Source organism: Roseomonas sp. USHLN139, assembly GCF_037145735.1.
Taxonomy (GTDB): Bacteria; Pseudomonadota; Alphaproteobacteria; order Acetobacterales; family Acetobacteraceae; genus Pseudoroseomonas.
Genome location: NZ_JBBCWY010000001.1, coordinates 512,647 through 535,916 on the forward strand (window position 1 = coordinate 512,647; position 23,270 = coordinate 535,916).

At 72.1% G+C, this 23,270-nt stretch carries 21 protein-coding genes; 7 read left to right on the plus strand and 14 right to left on the minus strand.

Annotated features, from left to right (window positions below; all coding sequences use genetic code 11):
* Positions 1-89 precede the first annotated feature (89 nt).
* On the minus strand, positions 90-1,088 hold the full coding sequence (locus WFI16_RS02365) for a Bug family tripartite tricarboxylate transporter substrate binding protein (protein ID WP_419896185.1): 999 nt from the start codon (positions 1,086-1,088) through the stop codon (positions 90-92).
* A 126-nt stretch (positions 1,089-1,214) separates the two neighbouring features.
* Here WFI16_RS02365 and WFI16_RS02370 point away from each other — a divergent pair, with 126 nt between their 5' ends.
* Positions 1,215-2,108: a shikimate dehydrogenase gene (locus WFI16_RS02370; RefSeq protein ID WP_419896186.1), complete on the plus strand. Its 894-nt coding sequence runs from the start codon at positions 1,215-1,217 to the stop codon at positions 2,106-2,108.
* 160 nt (positions 2,109-2,268) lie between these two features.
* Positions 2,269-2,973, plus strand: a complete 705-nt coding sequence (locus WFI16_RS02375; RefSeq protein ID WP_419896187.1) for a hypothetical protein — start codon at positions 2,269-2,271, stop codon at positions 2,971-2,973.
* Positions 2,974-2,977: 4 nt separating this feature from the next.
* On the opposite strand, the gene WFI16_RS02380 is transcribed toward WFI16_RS02375, so the two are convergent.
* The 4 genes from WFI16_RS02380 to WFI16_RS02395 form a co-directional block, all read right to left on the minus strand.
* Entirely contained in the window at positions 2,978-3,625 is a 648-nt protein-coding gene (locus WFI16_RS02380) for a TetR/AcrR family transcriptional regulator (protein WP_419896188.1), read from the minus strand.
* A 178-nt stretch (positions 3,626-3,803) separates the two neighbouring features.
* Positions 3,804-5,012, minus strand: coding sequence for a 3-oxoadipyl-CoA thiolase (gene pcaF / locus WFI16_RS02385; protein WP_419896189.1), 1,209 nt, complete (start codon positions 5,010-5,012; stop codon positions 3,804-3,806).
* Entirely contained in the window at positions 5,012-5,695 is a 684-nt protein-coding gene (locus tag WFI16_RS02390; protein ID WP_419896190.1) for a 3-oxoacid CoA-transferase subunit B, read from the minus strand. Before WFI16_RS02390 ends, pcaF begins: the two co-directional genes overlap by 1 nt.
* A 13-nt stretch (positions 5,696-5,708) precedes the next feature.
* Complete coding sequence (locus tag WFI16_RS02395) at positions 5,709-6,383, minus strand: 3-oxoacid CoA-transferase subunit A (RefSeq protein WP_419896191.1); 675 nt, start codon at positions 6,381-6,383, stop codon at positions 5,709-5,711.
* A gap of 434 nt (positions 6,384-6,817) precedes the next feature.
* On the opposite strand from WFI16_RS02395, the gene WFI16_RS02400 reads away from it, so the two are divergent.
* A complete protein-coding gene (locus WFI16_RS02400; protein WP_419896192.1) occupies positions 6,818-9,982 on the plus strand; it encodes a glycosyltransferase in 3,165 nt (1,054 codons plus the stop codon).
* 91 nt (positions 9,983-10,073) lie between these two features.
* Here WFI16_RS02400 and WFI16_RS02405 read toward each other — a convergent pair whose 3' ends face one another.
* Genes WFI16_RS02405 through WFI16_RS02415 form a run of 3 tightly spaced genes read right to left on the minus strand, consistent with a single transcriptional unit; the run spans position 10,074 to position 12,740 of the window.
* On the minus strand, positions 10,074-10,988 hold the full coding sequence (locus tag WFI16_RS02405) for a glycosyltransferase (protein WP_419896193.1): 915 nt from the start codon (positions 10,986-10,988) through the stop codon (positions 10,074-10,076).
* A 40-nt stretch (positions 10,989-11,028) separates the two neighbouring features.
* Positions 11,029-11,811, minus strand: a complete 783-nt coding sequence (locus WFI16_RS02410) for an IclR family transcriptional regulator domain-containing protein (RefSeq protein ID WP_419896194.1) — start codon at positions 11,809-11,811, stop codon at positions 11,029-11,031.
* Entirely contained in the window at positions 11,808-12,740 is a 933-nt protein-coding gene (locus WFI16_RS02415; protein WP_419896195.1) for a LysR family transcriptional regulator, read from the minus strand. Before WFI16_RS02415 ends, WFI16_RS02410 begins: the two co-directional genes overlap by 4 nt.
* Positions 12,741-12,842: 102 nt before the next feature.
* Here WFI16_RS02415 and pcaH point away from each other — a divergent pair, with 102 nt between their 5' ends.
* Genes pcaH through WFI16_RS02430 form a run of 3 tightly spaced genes read left to right on the plus strand, consistent with a single transcriptional unit; the run spans position 12,843 to position 15,426 of the window.
* The gene (gene pcaH / locus WFI16_RS02420; RefSeq protein WP_419896196.1) at positions 12,843-13,613 is read left to right on the plus strand and encodes a protocatechuate 3,4-dioxygenase subunit beta; all 771 of its coding nucleotides are present in this window, start codon (positions 12,843-12,845) and stop codon (positions 13,611-13,613) included.
* 3 nt (positions 13,614-13,616) lie between these two features.
* The gene (gene pcaG / locus WFI16_RS02425) at positions 13,617-14,198 is read left to right on the plus strand and encodes a protocatechuate 3,4-dioxygenase subunit alpha (protein ID WP_419896197.1); all 582 of its coding nucleotides are present in this window, start codon (positions 13,617-13,619) and stop codon (positions 14,196-14,198) included.
* Between the two features lie 37 nt (positions 14,199-14,235).
* Positions 14,236-15,426 carry a 4-hydroxybenzoate 3-monooxygenase gene (locus tag WFI16_RS02430; RefSeq protein ID WP_419896198.1) on the plus strand — a complete coding sequence of 397 codons (1,191 nt, stop codon included), beginning with the start codon at positions 14,236-14,238 and terminating at the stop codon, positions 15,424-15,426.
* A 76-nt stretch (positions 15,427-15,502) separates the two neighbouring features.
* Here WFI16_RS02430 and WFI16_RS02435 read toward each other — a convergent pair whose 3' ends face one another.
* The 4 genes from WFI16_RS02435 to WFI16_RS02450 form a co-directional block, all read right to left on the minus strand.
* Positions 15,503-16,270, minus strand: coding sequence for a sensor histidine kinase (locus WFI16_RS02435; RefSeq protein ID WP_419896199.1), 768 nt, complete (start codon positions 16,268-16,270; stop codon positions 15,503-15,505).
* 130 nt (positions 16,271-16,400) lie between these two features.
* Positions 16,401-16,712 (minus strand): 50S ribosomal protein L28, encoded by a 312-nt coding sequence (gene rpmB, locus WFI16_RS02440; RefSeq protein WP_419896200.1) that lies wholly within the window; start codon positions 16,710-16,712, stop codon positions 16,401-16,403.
* Between the two features lie 148 nt (positions 16,713-16,860).
* Positions 16,861-17,115, minus strand: a complete 255-nt coding sequence (locus WFI16_RS02445) for a hypothetical protein (RefSeq protein ID WP_419896201.1) — start codon at positions 17,113-17,115, stop codon at positions 16,861-16,863.
* Positions 17,116-17,259: 144 nt separating this feature from the next.
* Positions 17,260-19,155 (minus strand): ABCB family ABC transporter ATP-binding protein/permease, encoded by a 1,896-nt coding sequence (locus WFI16_RS02450; RefSeq protein WP_419896202.1) that lies wholly within the window; start codon positions 19,153-19,155, stop codon positions 17,260-17,262.
* A gap of 172 nt (positions 19,156-19,327) precedes the next feature.
* On the opposite strand from WFI16_RS02450, the gene WFI16_RS02455 reads away from it, so the two are divergent.
* Positions 19,328-20,176, plus strand: a complete 849-nt coding sequence (locus WFI16_RS02455; protein WP_419896203.1) for an NUDIX hydrolase — start codon at positions 19,328-19,330, stop codon at positions 20,174-20,176.
* A 6-nt stretch (positions 20,177-20,182) separates the two neighbouring features.
* Here WFI16_RS02455 and WFI16_RS02460 read toward each other — a convergent pair whose 3' ends face one another.
* Together WFI16_RS02460 and WFI16_RS02465 are read right to left on the minus strand one after the other, a co-directional pair.
* Positions 20,183-22,261, minus strand: a complete 2,079-nt coding sequence (locus WFI16_RS02460) for a methyl-accepting chemotaxis protein (protein WP_419896204.1) — start codon at positions 22,259-22,261, stop codon at positions 20,183-20,185.
* A 68-nt stretch (positions 22,262-22,329) separates the two neighbouring features.
* The gene (locus WFI16_RS02465) at positions 22,330-23,169 is read right to left on the minus strand and encodes a lipid-binding SYLF domain-containing protein (protein WP_419896205.1); all 840 of its coding nucleotides are present in this window, start codon (positions 23,167-23,169) and stop codon (positions 22,330-22,332) included.
* Between the last annotated feature and the right edge of the window lie 101 nt (positions 23,170-23,270).

Here is a 23,270-nt window from a genome sequence, read left to right on the forward strand (position 1 = left end):
CTAAAAGCAAAGCAAGGCCGGGGGGAAGTATCCCCCCGGACCCCCTTCTATTTCTGTCAGGACGTCACCGCCGATGGCGGTGCCGCGCCCTACTCCAAAGTGATCCCGCGCGAGCGGATCACCTCGCCCCATTTGGCGCTTTCCGCCGAGAGATAGGCGGGCCAGGCGGCCGAACTGCCGAATTCCGGGAAGATGGAATTCTGCTTCAGCCGCTCCGTCACCTCGGAGGCCTTCATCGTCGCCTCGGTGGCCGCGGAAAGCCGGGCGATCACCTCGGCCGGGGTGCCGGCGGGCGCCAGGATGGCGAATTCGGAGGCGCATTCATAGCCGGGCAGCCCGGCCTCGGCGATGGTCGGCACCTCCGGCACCAGCGGGTTGCGGGTCTTGCTGGAAACGCCCAGCACCGTGACCTGCTTGGCGGCAATCAGCGGCAGCGCGGTCACCGCATCGACGAAGGCCATCTCCACCTCGCCGGCGATCAGCGCCTGCACCGCCGGCGCGCCGCCGCGATAGCTGACATTCTGCACCTCGATGCCGGTCTCGCGCAGGAACAGCTCGGTCGCCAGATGCGCCGAGGAGCCGGCGCCCGAGGAGGCATAGCTCATCTTGCCCGGCCGCGACTTGGCCAGCGCCACGAAGCCCGGAATGTCCTTCACGCCGAGATTGTTGTTGATGCACAGGAAGATCGGCGTGGTCGCCACCTTGCCGATGCCGGCGAAGCCCTTCTCGTCGTCATAGCCGCGGTTCGGGAAGAGGTGCCGCGCCATGGCGAAGGTGCTGTTGACGCCGAGCAGCAGCGTATAGCCATCGGCGCGCGCCCGGGCCACCGAGGCATGGCCGATCGTGCCGCTGGCGCCGGGGCGGTTCTCCACCACCACCTGCTGGCCCAGCTCCTTCGACAATTGCTGCGCCAGCACGCGGGCCACGAAGTCGGTGGAGCCGCCGGGGGCCCAGGCGACCACCAGCGTGATCGGGCGGGTCGGGAAATTCTGGGCCTGGGCCGCGCGCGGCAGCAGCGCGCCGCCGGTGGCCACCAGGCCGAGCGAGGCGGCCAGCCCCTGCGTCAGGCCACGACGGGTGAAGGTCATGCTTTCCTCCGGTGCTTCGGCACTTGCTTGGACGAATTGCTGTTGGAAGCGTACGTACCAGATAGTACATTAGCCTCGCAAGCTCAAAGCCGGTGCGGCCGGCTCCGGGACAACGAGGAAGCCAGCATGATCGCCCAGCCCGTCGCCGCCAATGATTCCTCGCCGCTGGCGGGGCTGCCGCCGGCCTTTCTGGTCGGGCTGATCGGCAGCGGCATCCAGGCCTCGCGCTCGCCGGCGCTGCATGAGCGGGAAGGGGCGGCGCAGGGCCTGCGCTACCTCTACCGCCTGTTCGACCTCGAGGTGCTGAAGCGCGGGCCCGAGGCGCTGCCCGAGCTGCTCGCCATGGCCGAGGCGCTGGGCTTCGCCGGGGTCAATGTCACCCATCCCTGCAAGCAGGCGGTGCTGCCGCTGCTGCACGAGGTCTCCGACGACGCCCGCGCGCTGGGCGCGGTGAACACGGTGGTGTTCAGGGACGGCCGCCGCATCGGCCACAACACCGACCATTCCGGCTTCGCCGAGGGCTTCCGCCGCGGCCTGCCCGATGCGGCGATGGGCGAGGTGGTGCAGCTCGGCGCCGGCGGGGCGGGGGCGGCGGTGGCGCATGCCGCCATGACGCTCGGCACCGGCCGGCTGACCCTGCTGGACATGGACCCGGCGCGCGCCGCGCAGTTGGCCGCCGCGCTGTGCGAGCGCTTCGGCCGCGGCCGCGCCGTGGCCTCGACCGACATCGATGCCGCCATGGCCCGCGCCCATGGCCTGATCCATGCGACGCCGACCGGCATGGCGAACTATCCCGGCCTGCCGCTGCCGGCTGGCCTGCTGCGCCCGGCGCTCTGGGTCGCCGAGGTGGTCTATGTGCCGCTCGAGACCGCGCTGCTGCGCGAGGCCCGCGCCCGTGGCTGCCGCACCGTCGATGGCGGCGGCATGGCGGTGTTCCAGGCGGTCGGCGCCTTCCGCCTGTTCACCGGGCGGGAGCCGGACGCGGCGCGCATGCTGGCGCATTTCCACGCGATGGTCTGATAAAAACTTTCTTCTCCTTGGCTTCAGACTTCGTAAACCCATTCCATGGCACCCAGGCGGGGGACGAGGCCGGCAGAACCCGCTCTCCCCGCCGCCCAGCCTTCTTTCCACCTTGCTAAAGGCATCGCTGGAAGCCTCCTCAACGGGTTGAGAGGTTCCCATGCTTCCCGTCTCCGCCGTCACCAGCCAGCAGGGCCTGATGGAATTCTGGGCGCAGCTGCGCGCCCGGGCCGAGCAGGCCGCCCAGACCGCCGGCGGCACCACCACCGACAGCACCGCCGATCCGGCGACCACCGCGCCCGGCACGGTGGTGGCCCCTGGCGTCGCCACCCCGGACAGCGCCACCCGCTACAGCGACGAGACCGAGGCGCTGCTGGTCGCGCTGCAGAGCGGGCCCGGCAGCGCGCCGCCCCCGGCGCCGCCCCCCGGTCCACCGCCAGCGCCGCCGCCGGGAGGGCCGCCACCCGCCGCCGCCGCTGACGGGGAGAACGCCACCGGCGCCATCGCCGCGCTGAAGGCCCTGCTGGAGGCGCTGCAGGCCCAGGCTGAGGAGGAGGCCCAGGCCGGGGCGGCCGGCGTGGAGAGCAGCCCCGGCGACGACGCCCTGGCAGAGGCTCAGGCCCGCAACGCCACCCCGCCCGAGGCCAGCCCGATCGGCCAGGTGCAGGGCCTGCTGCAGAGCATCGTCGGCCAGCTGCAGGCCGACCAGGCCAGCGGCGCCGAGCGCCGCGCCGAAGCGCCGCCGGAGCGGGAAGCGGATCCCGACCGCGGCTTCCGCCAGCGCGCCTTGGCGGAGGCCGCCCGCGCCTATGCCGCGCAGCAGGAGGAAGGCCCGGGCGCCACCGCCACCTCGATCTTCGTCTGAGGGCTCAGGCCGCGTCCGGCGTGACGGCCACGTAGCGCAGCACCGCCTCGGCGATCATCTGCCGCTGGCTGGCGGTGCGCGCGGCCGCCGAGAGGTCGACCCCGAAGATCGCCCCCAGCGTGTGCCGGTTGGCGACCCGGTGGAAGCAGCTGCCATTGATCAGGATGTGCAGGTCCAGCGGGTCGATCCCGGCGCGGAACAGCCCCGCCGCCTCGCCCCGCGCCAGCAGCCCGCGCAGCAGCCCGATCACCGCGTCGTTGCGGCCGCGCAGCGTCGGCGACTGGGCGATATGCGCCGCCGCATGGATATTCTCGACCGAGACCAGGCGGACGAATTCCGGATGCTCGGCATGGTAGTCGAAGGTGGTCTCGACCAGCCGGCGCAGCGCCTCCAGCGGCGGCAGGTCGTCGAGCCGCAGCCCGGCCTCGGCGGCGCGGATGCCGCCATACATCTCCTCCAGCACGGCGGCGAAGAGCTGCTCCTTGCTGCCGAAGTAGTAGTAGATCATCCGCTTGGTGGTCTGCGTCCGCGCGGCGATCTCGTCCACCCGGCCGCCGGACAGGCCCTTCTCGGAGAACTCGGCGATGGCGGCATCGAGGATGCCGCGCCGGGTCTGCTCCGCATCCCGCGGCCGCGGCGTGGTCTTCGCCATCTGCATTGCCTGCCCGTCCCCCTGAACTATCCGGTTCGGCCATAGCATGGGTGCGCCCTGCAGGTCGCGCCGTGGCTGGGCCGTTTCACGTCCTGTCGCCATGTGGAGGCGGCAGCATTTCCAGAAAAAAGAAGGGGTCCAGGGGAATTCATTCCCCTGGCCTGCCTCTGTCTTCGCGTCAGACCTTCTCGATCACCATCGCGATGCCCTGGCCCACGCCGATGCACATGGTGACCAGCGCATAGCGCCCGCCGCGGAGATGCAGCTCCTCCACCGCCGTCTGCACCAGCCGCGCGCCCGACATGCCGAGCGGGTGGCCGAGCGCGATGGCGCCGCCATTCGGGTTCACGTGCTCGGCGTCGTCGGGCAGGCCGAGGTCGCGGGTCACGGCGAGCGCCTGGGCGGCGAAGGCCTCGTTCAGCTCGATGACGTCCATCTGGCCGAGGGAGAGGCCGGTCTTCTCCAGCACGCGGCGGGTGGCGGGGGCCGGGCCGAAGCCCATGATGCGCGGCGGCACGCCGGCGGTGGCGCTGGCGACGATCCGGGCGCGCGGCGTCAGGCCGTGCCGGCGGGCGGCTTCCGCCGAGGCCAGCAGGATGGCGCAGGCGCCGTCATTGACGCCCGAGGCATTGCCGGCGGTGACCGACCCGCCTTCCTTGCGGAAGGGGGTGCCGAGCTTCGCCAGCGCCTCCAGCGTGGTGTCGGGGCGGAGGTGCTCGTCCTGCGAGACGATCACCGGCTCGCCCTTGCGGCGCTTGATCTCGACCGGGACGATCTCGCGCGCGAAGCGGCCGCTGTCCTGCGCCTTCTTCGCCCGCTGCTGGCTGCGGAACGCGAAGGCATCCTGGTCGGCGCGGCTGATCTGGAAGTCGGCGGCGACGTTCTCCGCCGTCTCCGGCATGGAATCGACACCGTATTGCGCCTTCATCAGCGGGTTGACGAAGCGCCAGCCGATGGTGGTGTCGTAGATCTCGGCCGCACGCCCGAAGGCCTCGGCCGACTTGCCCTGGACGAAGGGGGCGCGGGTCATGCTCTCGACGCCGCCGGCCAGCATCAGCTCGGCCTCGCCGGACTTGATGGCGCGGGCCGCGATGCCGGTGGCGTCCATGCCCGAGCCGCAGAGCCGGTTGACCGTGCTGCCCGGCACCGTGTCGGGCAGGCCGGAGAGCAGGCTGGCCATGCGGGCGACGTTGCGGTTGTCCTCGCCGGCCTGGTTGGCGCAGCCGAAGACCACGTCGTCCAGCGCCGACCAGTCGAGCTCCGGATGGCGCGCCATCAGGGCGACGATCGGCACGGCGGCCAGGTCGTCGGCGCGCACCGCGGCCAGCGCGCCGGCATAGCGGCCGATCGGCGTGCGGGCAGCGTCGCAGAGGAAGGCATCACGCATCAGGCAGTCTCTCCAGGCTCGGAACCAGGCTGGGCCATCCGCAGGGGCGCGTCGGTGCGCGCCTGCAGCTCTTCGAAGCTCAGGCCGGGCGCCATCTCCACCACCGCGAAGCCCTGGGGGGTGACGTCGAGCACGGCCAGGTTGGTATAGACGCGGCGCACCGCGCCCATGGCGGTCAGCGGATAGCCGCAGCGCTTCACCAGGCGCGGGGCGCCGTCCTTGGTGGTGTGCTCCATCACCACCCAGAGGCGCTTGGCGCCGGCCGCCAGGTCCATGGCGCCGCCGACCGCGGGCGCCGTGTCATTGGCCGAGGTCGCCCAGTTGGCGACGTCGCCATTCTCGGCCACCTCGAAGGCGCCGAGCACGCAGAGGTCGAGATGCCCGCCGCGGATCATGGCGAAGCTGTCGGCATGGTGGACATAGGCGCCGCCGCGCAGCAGCGTCACCTGCTGCTTGCCGGCATTGATGAGGTAGGGGTCGGCATCCTCGGGCGCCGGGGCCGGGCCCATGCCGAGCACGCCGTTCTCGGAATGGAACACCACCTCGCGGCTGGCGGGGACGTAGTCGGCGACCATGGTCGGGATGCCGATGCCGAGGTTGACGTACCAGCCCTCGGGAATGTCCTGCGCCACGCGGCGGGCCATGTCCTTGCGGGAGAGGGGGGCGAATTGGGTCTCGCTCATGGTTCTCGTCTCCTCAGGCGGCGGTGCGGGGCAGCTGGATGACGCGGTCGACGAAGATGCCGGGCGTGGCCACGGCCTCCGGGTCCAGCGTGCCGAGGGGCGCGATCTCATCCACCTCGACGATGGTCAGCTTGGCGGCCATGGCCATCACCGGGTTGAAGTTCCGCGCGCTGCGGCGATAGGTCAGGTTGCCCCAGCGATCGGCCATATGGGCCTGGACCAGCGCCACATCGCCGGGCAGGGCATTCTCCAGCACGCACATCTTGCCGCCGAACTCGGCCACGGGCTTGCCCTCGGTCAGCAGCGTGCCGTAGCCGGTCGGCGTGTAGAAGGCGGGCACCCCGGCGCCGGCGGCGCGCATGCGCTCGGCCAGCGTGCCCTGGGGGACGATCTCCAGCTCCAGCTTGCCGGCCTTGTAGAGCTCCTCGAAGACCACCGAGCCGGCGCTGCGCGGGAAGGAGCAGATGATCTTGCGCACCCGCCCGAGCTCCATCAGCCGCGCCAGGCCGACGCGCCCGGTGCCGGCATTGTTGGCGACGACGGTCAGGTCGGAGGCACCCTGCTCGATCAGCGCGTCGATCAGCGTGTCCGGCTGGCCGACCGAGCCGAAGCCGCCGACCAGGACGGTCGCGCCATCGGGGATGCCTTGCATCGCCTCGGCCATGTCTCGGACGATCTTGTTGATCATACGTTCCTCGCTGTTGCTTCGGGCGCGCCGCAGGCAGGGGCGGCGGGTTCTTGGGCGGCCGGACCGGGCCGCGGCACGACACTAGGTCCGGCCTTCCCCGGCCGGCAACGCCGTGCGCTATCCGCACATCGCAGCCGCCCGGCGGCAGGGCCAGGGGCCGACAGGGGCTTGACGCGGCTCTCACGTTCTCGTGATGATGAACTGTTGTCCATTCGTCACAATTGCGGCTGATTTGCCACAATTCGCCCCGATTTTGGCATGGCGCCGCCGGATGAGGGCGGCGTGCCCGCCTGCTCCGCACGCCGCCCCTGCCCGGGCGGCGGCGGCCCGCATCACGGGGCGGGCGGTGGGCGGAAACGGCGCCCTGCGCTACACACGGGCCGCAGGGCACCACAGGGACGCGCGCCGTTGCGCGCGGGGACAGGGGTTATTCGATGGCGTTGAATGCTTCCGGCGAGCGCTTCATTCCCGAGGCGTATCACGGCGAGATCGCAGTCGAGCATTATCATCGCTATCTTTTCGCCCGCGAATTCGTGGCCGGGCGCGACGTTCTCGATATCGCCTGCGGCGAGGGCTATGGCAGCGCCCTGCTGGCCGAGCTGGCCAGCCGCGTCACCGGCGTCGACATCGACCGCGAGGCGGTGCAGGCCGGGCAGCAGCGCTATCCGCGCGGCAATCTCGACTTCATGCTGGGCGACTGCCTGCGCATCCCGCTGCCGGATGCCAGCGTCGACGTGGTGGTCAGCTTCGAGACCATCGAGCATGTCGACGAGCACGAGGCGATGCTGGCCGAGCTGAAGCGCGTGCTGCGGCCGGGCGGGCTGCTGATCATGTCGAGCCCGGACAAGTACCGCTATTCGGAGCTGCCCCGGCACAGCAACCCGTTCCACGCGAAGGAACTCTACGCCCACGAATTCGCCGCGCTGATGAAGCGGCATTTCCGCAACCTGGCGATGGCCGGGCAGCGCTCGATGTTCGGCTCCGGCCTGTTCTTCGAGCAGGGCGTCGCCGCCGCGCTGAGCTTCGAGCGCGAGGCCGGCCGCTTCCAGCGCGCCGCCGGCATCCCGGCCGCCATGTACTGCATCGCCGTCGCCTCCGACGCGGCCCTGCCGCCGCTGTTCAACGGCGTGCTGATCGAGACGGTCACCGCCAGCGACGCCGTGGTCAATGTCGAGGCGAAGCTGCGCGAGCGCGAGGCGGAGCTGCAGGAACGCGCGGCGGAGCTGGCGGCGATGGCCGGCAGCGTCGGCGAGGCGCAGCAGCAGGGCGTGGCGCTGCAACGCGACATCGACCGGCTGCAGAAGGCGCTGGCCGAGCAGCGCCGCCTGGCGAATGCCGTCACCGCCCGGCTGGAGGCCGAGCGGCAGCGGGCCAGCGCCATCGAGGCCAGCACCTTCTGGCGCGCCAGCGCGCCGGTGCGCCGGCTGCTGGGCAAGATGCCCGGCCTGCGCCGCGTGGTGCGCAATGCGCTGCGCAGCCTCTACCATTCGCGCCGCACCCTGCGGCACCGCCGGATGACGCGCGCCCGCCAGGCCAGCTACCAGCCGCTGGTCACGGTGATCGTGCCCAACTTCAACCATGCCCGCTTCCTGCCGCAGCGCATCGACAGCATCCTGAAGCAGGGCTACCAGAATTTCGAGCTGCTGATCCTCGACGACGCCTCCACCGACGACAGCGCCGCGGTGATCGAGCGCTACCGCCAGGCGAATCCCGACAAGATCCGGGTGATCCGCAACGAGCAGAATTCCGGCAATGTCTTCCGCCAGTGGAAGCGCGGCATCGCCGAGGCGCGCGGCGAGCTGATCTGGATCTGCGAGAGCGACGATTTCGCCGAGCCCGACTTCCTCGAGAGCCTGGTGCCGGCCTTCCTCGACGAGAGCGTGATGATCGGCTTCGGCCGCATCCAGTTCGCCGACCGCGACGGCAAGCCCTATGCCGGGCTCGACGGCTATCGCGAGCGCGCCGAGCCGGGGATCTGGAACGCGCCGCTGGTGCGCCCGGCCAAGGCCTGGTTCGACCATGCCTTCGGCGTCAACAACGTCATTCCCAATGTCGGCGGCTGCCTGATCCGCAACCAGCCGATCGAGGAGGAGATCTGGCAGGAGGCCACCACCTACCGCATCCTCGGCGACTGGTATCTCTACGCCATGCTCGGCCGCGGCGGCCGGATGGCCTTCGAGCCGCAGGCGGTCACCTATTTCCGCCAGCATGGCGACAACACCTCGGTCAGCAGCTTCACCACCGCCGCCTACTACACCGAGCATGAGCGGCTGGTGCGGCTGCTGCGGCACCGCTGGGGCATCCCCGACGCGACGGTCGAGCGCTTCGCCAATGGCGTGCGGGCGCAGTTCGACTATGCCAAGGCGGCGGCCTCGCTCGGCGCGCTGGAGCGGGTCTTCGACACCGACCGCGCGCTGACCACGCCGCGCGGCCAGCGCCACGTGCTGATGGTCATCCTCGGCTTCTACCTGGGCGGCGGCGAGCTCTTCCCGATCTACCTGGCCAACCAGCTGGTGGCCGAAGGCCACACGGTCTCGGTGCTGGCGCTGCAGCCGCATGACTGGAATGCCGGCATCCGCAACCAGCTCGACCGCCGCATCGCCGTCTATGACGCGGCGACGGTGCGCAAGATCGGCCCGCGCCCCTTCATCGAGGAGATCGGCGCCGATGTCGTCCATTCGCATTTCGTCGGCGCCGAGGGGCTGTTCTTCAGCGAGGGCCAGGACGTGCCCGACGTGCCCTATGTCGTCACGCTGCACGGCTCCTACGAGGTCAGCAATCTCAGCGCCGAATTCGTCAGCACCGCGGCGCATCGCGTCAGCCACTGGGTCTATCTGACGCGCAAGAACCTCGACCACCTGCAGGTGCTCGATGCCGCCGAGCGGGCCCGCCTCTCCACCTCCTGCATCCCGAACGGCATGCCGCTCGACCCGCGGCCCTTCCCGCAGAGCCGCGCCGATCTCGGCATCGGCGAGGGCGACCTGGTCTTCGCCCTGGTCTCCCGCGCCATGAAGGAGAAGGGCTGGGAGCCGGCGATCCAGGCCCTGGCCCAGGCGCAGCAGCGGCTGGCGCGGCAGGGCAGCGCACGCCGGCTGCATCTGCTGCTCTGCGGCGCCGGGCCCGAGGCCGACCGGCTGAAGCCGCTCTATGCGCAGATGCCCAATGTGAAGTTCCTCGGCTTCCAGGACTGCATCCACGGCGTCTACCGCCTGTCGGATTGCGCCATCCTGCCGACCCGCTTCCAGGGCGAGAGCTTCCCGCTGACCCTGATCCAGGCGATGCAGGTGGCCCGCCCGGTGATCGGCAGCGATGTCGGCGAGATCAGCCGCATGCTGATCCGCGACGACCGGCAGGCCGGCATCGTGGTGGCGCCCGAGGCCGATGACGGGGCCTTCGTCGCCCTGCTCGCCGAGGCGATGGTCGCCATGGCCGACGACGCCGCCCGCGCCGCCTTCGGCCGGGATGCCGCCGAGCTGGGCGAGAGCTTCGGCATGGCGACGGTCTCGGCCGCCTATACCGCCTGCTACGAGGAGGCGATCGCCCGCCACGGCATGGTCGCCTCGCCTGTCGGCGCCAATGCCTGGCCGGCGGTCGCCTGATCTCTGTCGGGCGGCCGGCTTCGCGGGGCGGCGCTGGTCCCGGCACAGTGTCGGAAAGCGGCCTGGGGGGAACCTCCAGGCCGCTGCCGGTTCAGGCCCGCGGCGCCGCGCCGATCAGGGCATAGAGAAAAACCTGGTCGGCCAGGCGCTGGCGCTGCAGCCCGCTGCGCGCCAGCAGCGCCAGGCGGGGGCCGCGCGGCAGCTGCGGCAGCGGCCGCAGCCGGGCGACCAGGGCGCGGTTCTCGGGGGTCAGCAGCGGCGAGGCCGCCTCCAGCGCCGCCAGATGCGCGGCCAGCGTGGTGGCGAAGCGCGCCGCCCCGCGCTGCAGCGCTCCGCGCGCCCGGCCGAGCACCGAGCCGGCACTGCCGACGCTGTTGCCGCCATGTTGGCGGTAGAGGATGGCGGGCTGCGGATCGGCCATGATCGCGCCACCCGCGCCGGCGACCAGCAGGTGGCACCACCAGTCGTGCATCGAGGCCGCCGGCATCGGCGGCGCCGCCAGCACCAGCCGGCGGGCGGCGGCGTTCAGCATCACCGTGCAGCCGACCGCGATGTTCTCCACCAGCGCGTTGCGCAGCCCGGGCGGGCGGCGGAAGGCAGGCGACAGGCCGATCGGCCGCAGTTCCGCATCGACCAGCTGCTGCCGCGCGCAATAGAGCGCCGGGCGGTCCGGATCCTGCGCGGCGATCCAGGCCCAGGCGCGCGCCAGCTTCTCCGGCAGCCAGACATCGTCCTGGTCGCAGAAGGCAAGGGCCGGCGCGTCCCCGGGGGCGGCCGCCAGCAGCCGCATGAAGCTGCCGCCCGGGCCCTGGCGGCCGGCGCCGTCCTCCAGCCGCCGCGCGCCGCGGAAGGCCTCCAGCAGCGCGACGGTGCCATCGGTGGAACCGTCGTCGCGCCACAGCAGGCTCCAGGGCGGCGCGTCGCGCTGGGCGGCCAGGCTGTCCAGCTGGGCGGGCAGGAAGCGGGCGCCGTTGTAGGTGGCGAGCAGGATCGGCAGGGGCGTCATCGCCGCCAGCCATAGGCGGTGGGGCGGGGCAGGGGAAGCGTCAACCCGGGATGGTCCGGCGCAGCTCGGCCGCCGCCGCCAGCAGCGCCGGCAGCAGCTTCTGTTCCACCACCGCGTCGCTGGCGCGCGCCGTCTGCACGCCGATGTTCATCGCGGCGACGCAGCGGCCGCGCTGGTCGCGCACCGGCACGGCGAGCGAGCGCAGGCCGAGCTCCAGCTCCTCCTCGACCAGCGCATAGCCGCGGGCGCGCGCCTCGGCGACGGCGGCGCGGATGGCGGGGCGGGTGGTGCGGGTATGCGCGGTCAGCGCCTCGGGCGTCAGGCCGGCCAGCAGCTGCTCCATGCTGCCCTCGGGCAGGGCGGAGAGCAGGGCGCGGCCCAGCGCCGTGCAATGCGCCGGCAGCCGGCTGCCGACCGAGAGGCTGACCGACATGATCCGCCGCGTCGAGGCGCGGGCGACATAGACCACCTCGGCCCCATCCAGGATGGCGGCCGAGCAGCTTTCGCCAGTGGCCTCGCGCACCGCCTCCAGCTGCGGCTGCAGCAGCTCGGGCAGGCTGGCGCTGGACAGCCAGGCGCCGCCGAGCCGCAGCACCCGCGGCGTCAGCCGGAAGCCGCGCCCGTCGCTCTCGGCATAGCCGAGCGCGACCAGGGTCAGCAGGCAGCGCCGCGCGCTGGCCCGGGTCAGGCCGGTGGCGCGGGCGATCTCGGCGATGCTGGCGCGCGGGCGGCCGTGGTCGAAGGCCTCGATCACCGCCAGCCCGCGCGACAGCCCGCCCAGCAGGTCGCGCGGATCGGGTTTCTGCGCGGGAGGGCGCTTCATGCGCGCGACCTCGTCACCTCGGCGGCGACCTGGACCAGCTGGGCGCGCAGCCAGGCATGGCGCGGGTCCTGCTGGTCGCGGCGGTGCCAGGCCATGTAGAGCGGCAGCCGGTCCAGCGGTTCCTCGCCGGCGCCCGGCAGCGGCGGCAGCCTGACGCTGGCCAGCCCCGCCAGCCCGCCATGCCGCAGCAGCCCGGGCAGGGTCGCCAGCATCTCGCCGCCGCGCAGAAAGGAGAAAATCCCGGTGAAGCCGGGGACGCGCAGCGCGATGTCGCGGGCGATGCCCTCGGCTTCCAGCCGGCGGTCGAATTCCAGCGGCTCGCCCTCGGGGTGGAGGACGGTGATGTGGCGGGCGGCGAGATACTCCGCGGCGTCGCGCGGCGCGGCGCGGCAGGCCGGGTCGTAGAAACAGGCATAGCGGTCGGTCAGCAGCCGCTTCTGCAGGATGTCGGTGCCGGAAGGCGGGATCGGGGTGATGATCAGGTCGCAGCCGCGCTCGCGCAGCAGGGCGGCCGAGGGCGCGCCGGAGGGCACCACCAGCAGGCTGACCGAGGCCACCGCCGCGCGCAGCCGGGCGAAGAAGGCCGGCAGCAGCAGGTCGCGCTGGAAGTCGTTGGCGGCGATGGTCAGCGACAGCCGGGCGCTCTCGGGGCGGAAATCCGCCGGCCGCGCCAGCCCCTGCAGCCCGTCCAGCAGCGCCTGGGCCTGGCCCGCCAGGCTGCGGGCATGCGGCGTCGCGGTGATGCCGCGCCCCGATTTGACGAAGAGCGGGTCGCCCAGCAGGCCGCGCAGCCGGATCAGCCCGTGGCTCGCCGCCGACTGGCTGAGGCCGAGGCGGTTGGCCGCGCCGGTGACCGAGCCCTCTTCCAGCACCGCCAGGAACAGCCGCAGCGCATGGCCATCCAGCGCCAAAGCATCGATGCCATTCATGCATCATATGCTAGCAACCCGGTTCCTTCATGGAAACGCCCGGCGCAGACTGCCCGGCCCAGACTGGCGTCATGCGGGGCCCCTGCCCGCGGAGGAAACACGATGTCCCACACCACGCTGCCCGCGGGTGGCGGCTCCAATTTCGGCCCTGCCTCGGCGGGTGACGTGATCAAGCGCGATCGCGCGCTGCATGCGCCCGCCTTTACCCCCGGCTACAAGACCAGCGTGCTGCGCAGCCCGCGCTTCGCCCTGGTCTCGCTGGAGCCGGGACCGGGCGAGAATGCCGGCCCCCGGTTTGACGCGAAGATCCTGGCGCCGCTGGAGAACGACCTGATCCGCAACTACGCCAAGACCGGCGAGGCGGTGGGCGAGCGCATCATCGTCTTCGGCAAGGTGCTCGACGAGACCGGCCGCCCGGTGCGCAACACCCTGATCGAGGTGTGGCAGGCCAATGCCGGCGGCCGCTACCGGCACAAGAACGACGCCTACCTCGCCGCGCTGGACCCGAATTTCGGCGGCGCCGGCCGCTGCATGACCGATGACGACGGCAACTATTTTTTCAGGACGATCCGGCCGGGTCCCTATCCCTGGCGCAACCACGGCAGCGACTGGCGGCCGGCGCATATCCACTTTTCCCTGTTCGGCGACGCCTTCGCCCAGCGGCTGGTCAGCCAGCTGTATTTCGAGGGCGACCCGCTGGTGCCGCTCTGCCCGATCCTCGGCACCCTGCCGGACCAGGCGGCGCGCGACCGGCTGGTGGCCAGGCTCGACATGAAGATGAGCGTGCCCTTCGATTCGCTGGCCTACCGCTTCGACATCGTGCTGCGCGGGCGGCGGCAGACCTTCTTCGAGAACAAGCCGGAGGGGCACTGAGCCATGCCTGTGGAATACCTCAAGGAAACCCCGTCGCAGACCGGCGGCCCCTATGTCCATATCGGCACCATGCCGGCCTTCGCCGGGCTCGAGATCCGGCAGGACGAGCAGCAGCACGTCATCCCCGGCCCGGGCGAGCGGGTGAAGCTGGTCGGCGTGGTCTGGGACGGCTCCGGCCATCCGGTGCGCGACGCCATGCTGGAGCTCTGGCAGGCCGACAGCGCCGGCCGCCACAACGCGCCCGATTTCTCCGGCTGGGGGCGCGCCGCCGCCTCGTCGGAAACTGGCGAATGGGAATTCGACACCATCCGCCCCGGCATGGTGCCCTGGCGTGACGGCACGCCGCAGGCGCCGCATGTCTCGCTGCTGATCTTCGCCCGCGGCATCAACATCCACCTGCACACCCGCCTCTATTTCCCCGAGGATGCGGCGGCGCTGGCGGCCGACCCGGTGCTGCGCGCGGTGGAGCAGACCGGCCGCCGCGCCACCCTGGTGGCGCAGCGGGTCGAAGGGGGCGAGGTCCCCACCTATCGCTTCGACATCCGCCTGCAGGGCGAGGGCGAGACCGTTTTCTTCGACATGTGAGCTCGGCTAGCCTCTCCCGGAAAACCGGGAGGGGCGCATGCCGCGCAGGACGCAGGTAGGGATCATCGGCTGCGGCCCGGCCGGGCTGTTCCTGGCGCATCTGCTGGCGCGCGCCGGCATCGACAGCGTGATCCTCGAGGCCCGCTCGCGCGCCGCCATCGAGGGCACCATCCGCGCCGGTGTGCTGGAGCATGGCGTGGCGGCGCTGATGCAGGAGCTCGGCCTGGCGGAGCGCATGCTGCGCCAGGCGGACCGCCATGAGGGCATCACCCTGCAATGGCGCGGCCAGCGGCTGCACCTGGATCTCGCCGCGCTCACCGGCAAGGCGGTCACCGTCTATGCCCAGCACGAGGTGCTGAAGGACCTGGTGGCGGCGCGGCTGGCGGCGGCCCCCGGCTCGATCCTGTTCGACGCGCCGGCGCGGGCGGTGGAAGGGATCGAGGGCGACCACCCCGCCATCCTTTTCGAGACGCCGGAGGGCGGCGCTGAGCGGCTGGACTGCGACCATATCGTCGCTGCCGACGGTTTCCACGGCATCGGCCGCGCCGCCATCCCGGCGGCCCTGCGGCAGGAAGACGAGAAGCAGTATGGCGTCGGCTGGCTGGGGGTGCTGGTGGAGGCGCCGCGCTCCTGGCCCGAGCTGATCTATGCCAGCCAGGGCGACGGCTTCGCCCTGCTGTCCACCCGGTCGCCCACGGTGCAGCGGCTCTACCTGCAATGCGATCCGGCCGATCCGGTCGGGGCCTGGGACGATGCCCGCATCTGGCGCGAGCTCGATTCCCGCCTGGCGACCGATGGCTGGACGCTGACACGGGGAAAAATCTTCCAGAAATCGGTGATCCCGCTGCGCAGCTTCGTCTGCGCGCCGCTGCGGCATGGGCGGCTGTTCCTGGCCGGCGACGCCGCCCATATCGTGCCGCCGACCGGGGCCAAGGGGCTGAACCTGGCGGTGGCCGATGTGCTGCTGCTGTCGCGCGCCCTGGTCCGGGCGGTGCGGCGCGGCGATGCCCGGGGGCTGGACCGCTACAGCGACGCGGCCCTGGCCCGTGTCTGGCAGGTGCAGCGCTTCTCCGCCTTCATGACCCGGATGCTGCACCGCCTGCCGGGCGAGACGCCCTTCGACACCCGGCTGCGCGAGGCGCAGCTGGAACAGATCGCGCTCTCCCCCGCCGCCGCCACGGCGCTGGCGGAAAGCTATGTCGGGCTGCCGCTGCCGCCAGAGGAATGAGGCCAGAGGAATGAGGCCAGAGGAATGATGTCAGAGGAATGAGGTCAGAGGAATGAACGCGGCGGAATGAGCGGGCTCAGGCCCCGATCGCATTGTCCTCCGCCAGCAGGCGGCGGCGCGGCAGGGTCAGCCAGGCGCGGGCGCCGATGCCCTGCACCGCCTCGATGGTCAGCTCGCCCTCATGCGCGTGCAGCAGCTGGCGGGCGACCATCAGGCCGAGATTGAGGCCGCGGGTGCCCTGGCCGTCGCTGGCGGCGCCGAGATCCTCGGCGGCCAGGCCGGCGCCCTCATCCTCCACGGTGATCGCCACCGTCTCGGCGCTGCGCACCAGCTGCAGCACGATCGGGTCGCCCTCCCTGGTATGGCGCACGGCGCGCGTCAGCACCTGCACCAGGGCGCCGCGCAGCGCCCGCGGATCGGCCAGCAGCACGGCGTTGTCCAGCCCCTCGCCGATGCGGAACTCGCGGCGGCCGGGGGCGAGGGTGAGGGAGACCTGCTCGACCGCCTGGCGCAGCAGCGGCGCCAGCGGCGTCGGGCTGTCCCTGACCACGCGCGGCCCCGCCTGCTGGGCGGCGACGTCGTGCACATCGGCGGCCAGGCAGAGCAGGGCGCGGGCATGCGTCTCGATCTGCGGGTCGGGATGGGCGGTGGAGCGGCCCATCAGCGTCAGGCCGAGCCCGCGCAGCTCCTGGGCCACCAGGTTGAACTGCCGGCTGCGGTCGGAGAGCTCATGCGCCATGCGGGCGGCACGCGCCTCGGCGCGGTGGCGGCGGAAGGCCTGCCACAGCAGCAGCACGGCCAGCGGCGCCAGGAAGAGGGGGATCGAGAGCCAATAAGAAGACATGCGCTCATGCTGCGCGATGTCGCCTAAGGCTTCGTGAAGATGGCAACGCAAAACGCGCCGGACGGGTGTCCGGCGCGTTTCGAAATTCGTCGGCGGTGTACCACCCCCGGGGGGGCGCTACCGGAAGAGGTCAGGCGGCGGCGGGAACCGCGGCGGCCTTCTTCTCCTGCGCCTTCTGGATGCGGCGCTTCAGGGTCAGCGCCTCCGGCGGCAGGTTGCGGTTCGGCGTGCCGAGCAGGAAGGAGTCCAGGCCACCATTGTGCTCCACCGTGCGGATGCCGTTGGTGGAGATGCGGATCTGCACCGAGGTGCCGAGCACGTCGGAGAAGAACGAAGTCTCCTGCAGGTTCGGCAGGAACCGGCGACGGGACTTGTTGTTGGCGTGGCTGACGTTGTTGCCCGTCAGCACGCCCTTGCCGGTGATGCCGCAACGGCGAGCCATGGCGCTACCCTTCAAAAGACGATCGGGGTCGCGGCAGGCCGCGGACCCAATATGAAAAACAGACCGGGCGTATGGCCCGGCCCTGGGGGAGAGTCAAGGATTCGAGCCGCCCCGGCGGCGATCTTCCCCGGAAAATCCGGGGCGATCGTCAGGAATTCGGCACCGACTGGCGCATTTCCGCCAGCTCGCCGGATTCGACCGAAGCCAGCGCGCTGCGCAGCACATTGGCGATGGCCTCGTCGCGCATGCTGCGGGCCATCAGCCCGAGCGCGCCGCCGAGCAGGGCGGATGCCACCGAGATCGGCGCGATCTTCTGCTCCAGCATGTATTCGATGGCCTTGTCGACCACGGAGCCGGCATGGCTGAGGTCTTCGGGGGCCACCCCCTGGGGGTCGAGTTGCATCTGATGCCCTCCTGATACGGTCAGTCACACGCCGGGCAGCACATAGTCGCGCCACGGCCCCGGCAAAAGGCCCCGCCGCGCAGATCAGCCGCGCGGCCCGGCAGAAAGCCCCCGCCGCGCCCGGCGCGGCGGGGAAGGCAGAGGTCAGCGGCGCGGATCATGCGCCGGGGCGCGGCCCTCATCGGCCTCGACCCCGGCGGCGCGGGCGGCGGCCTGGGCGGCGGCGGCGGCCTCGGCGGCAGCGACCGCCTCGGACTGGCGGCGCCACATCTGGGCATAGAGGCCGCCCTTGGCCATCAGCTCGACATGGCCGCCGCGCTCGGCGATCTGGCCGTCCTGCAGCACGATGATCTCGTCGGCCTCGACCACGGTGGAGAGGCGATGGGCGATGACCAGCGTGGTGCGGCCGGTGGAGACCCGCTTCAGCGCCGCCTGGATCTCCTGCTCGGTGCGGGTGTCGAGGGCGCTGGTCGCCTCGTCCAGGATCAGCACGCGCGGATCCTTCAGGATGGTCCGCGCGATGGCCACCCGCTGCTTCTCGCCGCCGGACAGCTTCAGGCCGCGCTCGCCGACCCGGGTCTCGTAGCCCTCGGGCAGCTTCATCACGAAGTCATGCACCTGGGCCAGGCGGGCGGCGGCCTCGACCAGCTCGGGCTCGGCATCGGGCCGGCCATAGGCGATGTTGTAGCGGATGGTGTCGTTGAACAGGACGGTGTCCTGCGGCACCACGCCCACGGCCTGGCGCAGGCTCTCCTGGGTGATGCCGGCGATCGGCTCGCCATCCAGCAGGATGCGGCCCGATTGCGGGTCGTAGAAGCGGAACAGCAGGCGGGAGATGGTCGACTTGCCGGCGCCCGTCGGACCCACGATGGCCAGCGTCTTGCCGGCCGGCACGGTGAAGGAGACGCCCTTCAGGATGGTGCGGTCGGGGCGGTAGCCGAAGCGGACATCCTCGAAGACCAGCTCGCCGGGGCCGGATTTCAGCGGGGTGGCGTCGGCGGCGTCGGCCACCTCCTGCTTCTCCCGCATCAGGGTGAACATCTCTTCCATATCGACGAGCCCCTGCTTCAGCTCGCGATAGACAAAACCCAGGAAATTCAGCGGCAGGTAGAGCTGGATCAGGTAGGTGTTGACCAGCACGAAGTCGCCGACCGACATGCGGCCGGCGGCGACGCCCTGGGCCGCCATCAGCATCACCGCGGTAAGCCCGATGGCGATGATCGCCGCCTGGCCCATGTTCAGGTAGTTCAGCGTCACCTCGGAGCGGGTATAGGCCTGCTCGTAGCGCGCCAGCGTCGCGTCGTAGCGGCGCTCCTCATGCTTCTCGTTGCCGAAATACTTGACCGTCTCGTAGTTCAGCAGGCTGTCGATGGCCTTGGTATTGGCCTCCTGGTCCATGGCGTTCATCGCCCGGCGGAAGCGCAGCCGCCAGTCGGTGAAGATCAGGGTGAAGGCGATGTAGAGGCCGATGGTGCCCAGCGTCACCAGCGCGAAGGACAGCTCGAACATCCCCCAGAGGATGCCCGCCACCAGCAGGATCTCGATCAGGGTGGGGATGATGTTGAACAGCATGAAGTCGAGCACGAAGTTGATGCCGCGCGTGCCGCGCTCGATCACCCGGCTCATGCCGCCGGTCTGCCGGTCCAGATGGAAGCGCAGCGACAGCGCATGCAGGTGGCGGAAGACGTTCAGCGCGATCACCCGCCCGGCGCGCGCCTGCACCTTGGTGAAGATGGCGTCGCGCAGCTCGGCCATCCAGGAGCTGGTCACCCGCAGCAGGCCATAGCCCAGGATCAGCGCCACCGGCACGGTGACCATGGCCGCCGCCGTCCCCGCCTTGGGGCCGAGCGCGTCGACGGCGCGGGCATAGACGATGGGCACGATCACATTGGCGCCCTTGGCGGCCACCATCAGGATCAGGGCGATGACGACGCGGGCACGCAGCGCGGTCTGCCCGGGGGGCCAGAGATAGGGCGCGAGCGTCAGCAGCGTGGCGAAATGGCCACGCGGCCGCGCCGGCGCAGCAGGGGAAGCTGTCACGGGGGGTCGTCTCCAGTTGTCCCGGGTTACATGGCCGGACTTGCCGGGGCGGAAAACCCCGGTGTCATGACAACCCGGCCATGAAGCGCGCCCATGGCCAGGCCGTCGACCCGGCCATTGATCCCCTGGGCCGCCCCTTGCCTCGGCGCGGCGCCGGCGCGAGACAGGGGGCATGGATGGATTCGCCCGGCATATCGCCGCCTGCAACAACCTGGCCTCGCCGGCCGGCTATCTCCCGTTCCGCATCGGCGCCGAGCAGGTCGGCTGGCTGGAGCCCGACCTGGCGCGCTGGCTGGCCTATCGCCCGCGCGACTTCCATTTCGACGCCGAGGGGGTGTCGCTGCCGGCGCGGCTGCGCAGCCGGGCCGCGCGCGAATCGATCCTGGCCGATGCCGCCATGGGGCTGGAGAAGGCCGGCTACCTGAAGCTGCGCGACGAGCTGTTCGACGTCCGCGCCACGACCGACGGGCCGGTGCTGGCGACGCTGGACCGCGGCGCCATCCCGGCCTTCGGGGTGATCGCGCAGGGCGTCCACCTGAACGGGCTGGTGCGCCGCGCCGACGGGCTGCATCTCTGGCTGGGCAAGCGGTCGCGCGCCAAATCGGTCGCCCCCGGGCAATGGGACAATATCGTCGCCGGCGGCGCGCCGGCCGGGCTGACCATGGAGGAGACCCTGGTCAAGGAGGCCTCGGAGGAGGCCGGTCTGGCGCCCGAGCTGACCGCCCGGGCGCGGCGGGTCAGCGCCCTGTCCTATGTGATGAAGACGGCGGAGGGGATGCGGCGCGACACGCTGCATGTCTTCGACCTCGACCTGCCCGAGGATGTCGAGCCGGTGCCGCATGACGACGAGGTGGAGCGCTTCGAGCTCTGGCCGATCGCCCGCGTGCTGGAGCTGGTGCGCGACAGCGACCAGGTGAAGTTCAACGTCAATCTGGTGCTGATCGACCTGTTCCTGCGCGAGGGGCTGATCGACGCGGCGAGCCAGGAAGGCCGGGTGATGGCGGCGGCGCTGCGCGCCTGAGCGGCCTCACGCCGCCCGGATATCGCCCAGGAAAGCATCCATCCGGCCGCGCAGATCCTCGGCGCGGCGGGCCAGCTCGCCGGCGGCGGCGCGCACCTCGCCGGCGGCGCTGCCGGTGCGGCCGGCATCCTCGCTGACGCCCTCGGCATGGCGGGAGGCGGCCTGGGTGCCGCGCGCCGCCTCGGCCACCGCCCGGCCGATCTCCTGGGTGGCCTCCGCCTGCTGGCCGGCGGCCTCGGCCACATGCGCCGTCGCGGCGTTCAGCGCCTCGATGATGCGGGCGATGTCGCCGATCGCCTGCACGGTGCGCTGGGTCTCGGCCTGCATGGCGCCGATCTGCTGGCCGATTTCCTCGGTGGCGCGCGCCGTCTGGGTGGCGAGGTTCTTCACCTCGGAGGCCACCACGGCGAAGCCCTTGCCGGCCTCCCCGGCGCGCGCCGCCTCGATGGTGGCATTGAGGGCGAGCAGATTGGTCTGGCCGGCGATGCTGTTGATCAGCCCGACCACCTCGCCGATGCGGCCGCCCGCCTCGGCCAGGCCGCGCACGGTCTGCTCGGCGCGGCCGGCGGCCTCGGCGGCGGCGCGGGCCTGGCTGGCGCCGTCGCGCACCTGCCGCGCCACCTCGGCGATCGAGGCGGTCAGCTGCTCGGTCGCCGCCGCGACGGTCTGCACATTGCCGCTGGCCTGGCCGGCGGCGCCGGCCACCGCATCGGCATGGGCGCGCCCGTCGGCGGCGATGCCGGCCATGCCGGCGGCGGTGGCGTCGAGCTCGGTGGCGGCGGCGGCGACGACGCGCAGCACGCCGGCGGTGTCCTCCTCGAAGCGGGCCAGCAGGGCAGAGACCCGCTGCGCCCGCGCCAGCTCGGCGCGCTGGCCCTCCTGCTGCGCCGCCTGCATCTCCAGCCGCTGCTCGGAGCCCTGGCGCAGCGTCTCGACGGCGCGGGCCATGGCGCCGAGCTCGTCGCCGCGCTGCCGGCCGGGGATCTCCAGCGCCAGCTCCCCCTCCGCCAATCGGCCGAGCAGCCGGGTCAGCCCGTTGATCGGCCCGACCAGCCGGCGCAGCAGCAGCGCCAGGCTGCCCGCCGCGATGCCGAGGATCGCCAGCAGCATGGCGCAGGCGATCAGGAAGCCGGTCCGGGCCGCGCCGGCATGCTCGTCCGCGGTGCGCAGCGCGTCGTCCAGCGCCACGTCGCGCAGCGCCAGCAGCTCGGCCTGCATCGGCGTGGTCCAGCGGCGCATGGCGGCGAGCTCCTCCGGCCAGTCGGGCAGGCCGCCGGCCCAGGCGGGCAGCACGCGGTCCAGCAGGGCGCGCAGCCGCGGCAGCACCGTCTCCTGCATCAGCGCGACATGGCGGCGCAGCGCCGCCTGCAGCGCGGCATTGTCGGCCATCATGGCGGCGAGCCGCGTCGCCTGGGCGGCGGCGGCCTCGGCGCGGCCGAGCTGGCCCAGCACCGTCTCGTAGCCGGCGCGGTCGATCGGCCGGCCGGCGCGCCAGCCCAGGATGGCGGAGACGCTGCGGCCGACCTGGTCGCGCTGCTCCATCACCGCGGTGGCGAGCTCGATCGGCGGCAGCAGCTCGGGCTGCAGATCGGCCAGCCGGTTGGCCACCCGGGCGCCGAGCTGCGCCAGCCCGCCCACCAGGGCGACCCGCGCCTCGGCCAGGTCGGCGGGCAGGGCGGCGTCGCGGGCGGCCGGCGGCAGGGACCAGCCGGTCTCGGCGCGGCCGCGCAGCCCGGCGATCCGCGGGCCGACCTGGCGGGCCAGCGCCAGCTCCGGCGGGTCGCCGGGGGTGGCGGCGGGCAGGCCGGCCAGCAGGGCGGCCAGCAGCCGGTCGGTGACGGGGGTGGCCTGGCGCAGCGGCGCCAGGTCGGGCTGGGCGGCGAGGATGCTGGTGCTGAGCTGGCCGATCTCGACCGCCAGCGCGGTCTGCAGCCGCTGGGTCGTGCTGATCAGCGTGGCGTCCTGGTGGGCGCGGACCGCGTCATCCCAGGCGCCATAGGCCCGCGCCGCCAGCCAGGCGCTGGCGACGATGCCGGGCAGGCTGACCACGCCGAAACCGGCCAGGAACAATGTCCGGATGCGCATCGCCTGCCCCGCCCTGGAAAGAGCGGCAGGCAAGCACGGCGAAGCCTAAGGCTTCGTGAGCAACGGGCTCAGCGCAGCGGCGTGGCGGTCACCCCGCCGCTCGGCTGGTAGGCCGGCGGCGCCTGGTAGCCGGGCGTCTGGAAGCTGGACGAGGGCTGCTGCTGCGCCGGCGCCACCTGGGGCGCCACCTGGCCGCCGAAGCGCAGCAGCGCGCCGCGCAGCGGATCGGCGCCCGGGTTGTGCGCCGCCATGTCCACTACCAGCTGCCGGGCGCTGTAGTCCTGGCCGTAATAGGCGCGGTTGGCGTCGCTGCGGGCGCTGATCAGCGAGCCGTCGAGCGCGATGCCGGCATAGAGGCCGCGGGTCTTGGCGAAGGTGACGATGTCGGCGCCGACCGCCGCCGTGGTCGAGCCGGCGATGCCGCCGCCGATCGTCGCCACCGCGATCGAGGCATCGGCGCCGACCTTGAACTGGCTGTCCATCAGGGCGGAGAGGCCCTTGTCGGTCAGCACCATCATCATGACCATGGCGTCCTGCACGCCGATCTGGAAGCCGATGCTGCCGCTGCCCAGGCTGTAGAAGGCGGGCGACGACCAGGAGCCGGCGCCGTCGCGGGCCAGCAGCAGGCAGGAGCCGCCCTGGCCGCCCAGGATGAAGCCGGCGCGGAAGATGCGCGGGCAGACCATCACGGCGCGGGCCCGGCGCAGCAGGGTGATGGCGTCGTTGAAATGGGCGGCATTGCCGTCGCCGGCGCCGAGCATCTCCTGCACGGCCAGGGTCGAGCGGTCGACCAGCGCCTGCTCCTCGACCTGCGCCGCCGCCGGGCGGGCGAGGGCGAGCAGGGTGGCGCCGGCCAGGGCCAGGGCGCGGGCAGGGGCAGGGATCGAGGAAAAGATCGACCGGCGCATGAACGTCCTCCGCCAAGCTGTTGGGGAGACATGAACTCCCGGCCCGCCCAAGGCAAGCCCAACTTGTGCGGAGCGGGGGCGTCGCGGCGCCGGGTCAGCGA